The organism is Leifsonia sp. HAY1-4F (assembly GCF_056755275.1).
This window is the reverse complement of sequence record NZ_JBNDHX010000696.1, coordinates 1-232: the sequence shown is the minus strand read 5'-3', so window position 1 is coordinate 232 and position 232 is coordinate 1. Positions and strand designations below refer to the sequence as shown.

The following is a 232-nucleotide window of genomic DNA, read 5'->3' as shown; positions in this document are numbered from 1 at the left end:
GAGTAGACGGAGCTATACACCGGGCCGGTGGATCAAAGATTTTAGAAGAATGTAAAGAAATCAGGAACCGGCAGGGGAAATGCAAAAAAGGAGAAGCGGTTGTAACAACGGCCGGAAACCTTCCTGCTAAATACGTTATTCACACCGTAGGACCGGTTTGGAATGGGAATGAAGAAGAGTGTTGCGCTCTTTTGGCCAACTGCTATAGAAATTCCATGAAGCTGGCTGAAAG

The 232-nt window shown here is 46.6% G+C and carries 1 protein-coding gene; it reads left to right on the top strand.

Translation table 11 applies throughout. The features are described from left to right. Positions 1 to 14 precede the first annotated feature (14 nt). Positions 15 to 232 (top strand): macro domain-containing protein (locus ACPYOG_RS21010; RefSeq protein WP_481295975.1); only part of this gene is annotated, 218 nt, incomplete at its 3' end.